Raw genomic sequence first — 2,160 nt, forward strand, 5'->3', positions numbered from 1 at the left:
TTCTTTGTAACATCAGAACACCCTGACGTTCATCCTAACCAACAATGCACATAACCCTAATACCATCAGTACCTTAAAGTGCCTACACCCCAGTGCTTTCTTAATGTTACCTATTTTAAATCCTAGATGCACTTTTCTCATTAACTGCCTATTTTTTCTGTATACAGTTACTGCACGGTACAGAAGCAGCTAAGGGAAGTAATAAGCGTGGGCCTGCGTCGAAATTGCAACAGCAGATAGAACAGGTAAGGCTACTGCCAAAAGCGAAGCAGCAGTTCGTGATGGAGATGTTGGATACTGTGCTTCAGCAAGCCGCACATTAAAAAGCCCGCATAATGCGGGCTTCAGCTTAGGTATCTAGGCTTATTTCATCCCAGTCATCAGTACATAACATCCACTCTAAAGCCCTACGCCTTTCGATAATTACGTGGCGACCAACGCCACCGTGTAAATCTTGATCATTCACCTCTGCATTAACTATCGCCCAATGAAGGCAATAGGCTAAATCACAGGCAGATATGATTTGAGCGATAGAACGATCTGCGAACTGAGCTTTGTATTCAGAAGAGCTTTTATCGTTTTTAATATCTGGGAAACGCTTAATCAAAGTATTGTCGCAGGTAGAATCAAACGGCATAGACTTAACTAAACCCAATGCCCAAGCAAAAGCATTTAACCCCTCTACCTGTGATTGAAAGAATGAAACGTCTCCTTCACCATCATTAAGAAAGCTCCTTTCTGAATCACTCAGAAAATCTATAACACCTTCCCGCGCCATCCATTGGATGGCTGAAGGCTTATCAAAACCATAAGAACAAGCAACAACAGCAAAGAGGGCTAAACTACGACCTACAATTTCTTCTTGTGGTCGCAACTTAATGTCATCATCAAACAGTGGCAAAGCTGTGTTTATTTCATAACCCAGCTTCTCTGCACTGTTCAATGATTTTTTACGTATATTTTGTAGATCCATAATATCCTTCAATTAGAAATGATCAGCAAACCCGCCAGTACCATCTTTATGTAATACATTTTGAAGGCTCTTATCTCGATGTATTTCTTTACGCAATAGTTGCATCGATCCCGGATTACCTTTTGGGTGATGCCATTCAGTACCTGGAGGATTTTTCAGCCCACTTTTGCCTGACTTCATGTGTTGGAGAACATCCTTATCAAGAAGATTGTTCATTCCTTTAGAAAAGCTAGAATCGTTTTCTAACGCATTAGCGAGCGCTTTATTTAGCAGAATTACGGTGAGCACTTCGTGTGTTTCCGCTGATTGGAGCTTCGGTTAAGACTTCGTGGAAGTCTCCCCTCTTTGTAACATTACCAAGAACGTTAAGCTTTCAAATCTTTCTCATATAGATTAAGCACTCTTTCATCTAGAATAGTAAGTCTAGATTTAAGTTTGCTTGCATTTTCCGGGGTTGCAGGTACATTGACAGGGACTAAATCTGCAACAGAATCTTCACATTCCGCAGCTTCGACCCACTCTTGCATCGCACCTATATACGAATCGAGTGCACAAGCCGCGTTAGGACTATCGTCACAAGTTAGGTAAATGCAAGGTAGGTCTCCAACGACCACCCACAGCCATTCATCAACATCAGGACTACCAGGTTTTATTTTGAATAAAAAGACCCCAACAACTCCTGCAACGAAGATACCCACGTACGATTCGAGAATTTCATAGCACCAGTTATAAAAATTCAACTCGGAATGTGCGTCACTGAGCATTGAATTAAATTCGTTTTTATCTTCAGAAATGCTAGATATGTAGATATCAGTCTTTACTACTTTCGAAAAATCAATTGCAACCACTTTATCATCTCCTTCTCTTACCCCAACGAGAGAAATCTCCCGCATCTTTATGTCGCTGCCTATGATTATCAGCCGTTCTTGGTTTCACATTGGATACGTGGTCGGGGCCACCATCATTCAAAGGGATCTCATTCGAAACATCCTGATTTTTTCCAGTAGCAGGATCTTTTGGCCAAGATTGATTGTGCTTTTTCTCCCAGTCTTTCCGTAGTTTTGGGTTAGTTGTATATCGGTCCTTATTAGACCAACTAAATGGTCCATTAGGCCCATCGGTTACATCTCCATTCTTTGTAACATCAGAACACCCTGACGTTCATCCTAACCAACAATGCACATAAC

3 protein-coding genes are annotated in these 2,160 nt (G+C 41.3%); all 3 read right to left on the reverse strand.

Annotated features, from left to right (window positions below; genetic code table 11):
* Nucleotides 1-349 precede the first annotated feature (349 nt).
* Entirely contained in the window at nt 350-973 is a 624-nt protein-coding gene (locus ACED45_RS23900; protein WP_371715199.1) for a DUF4272 domain-containing protein, read from the reverse strand.
* A 12-nt stretch (nt 974-985) separates the two neighbouring features.
* Nucleotides 986-1,261 (reverse strand): hypothetical protein, encoded by a 276-nt coding sequence (locus ACED45_RS23905; RefSeq protein ID WP_371715200.1) that lies wholly within the window; start codon nt 1,259-1,261, stop codon nt 986-988.
* A 77-nt stretch (nt 1,262-1,338) separates the two neighbouring features.
* Nucleotides 1,339-1,866, reverse strand: a complete 528-nt coding sequence (locus tag ACED45_RS23910) for a hypothetical protein (RefSeq protein ID WP_017082630.1) — start codon at nt 1,864-1,866, stop codon at nt 1,339-1,341.
* Nucleotides 1,867-2,160 lie beyond the last annotated feature (294 nt).

It is taken from the genome of Vibrio crassostreae (assembly GCF_041439375.1).
Lineage (GTDB): Bacteria > Pseudomonadota > Gammaproteobacteria > Enterobacterales > Vibrionaceae > Vibrio > Vibrio crassostreae_D.

Coding starts and splice junctions, on each gene's coding strand:
- ACED45_RS23900 (WP_371715199.1), bottom strand. CDS start 973: ATGGATCTACAAAATATACGTAAAAAATCATTGAACAGTGCAGAGAAG.
- ACED45_RS23910 (WP_017082630.1), bottom strand. CDS start 1,866: ATGCGGGAGATTTCTCTCGTTGGGGTAAGAGAAGGAGATGATAAAGTG.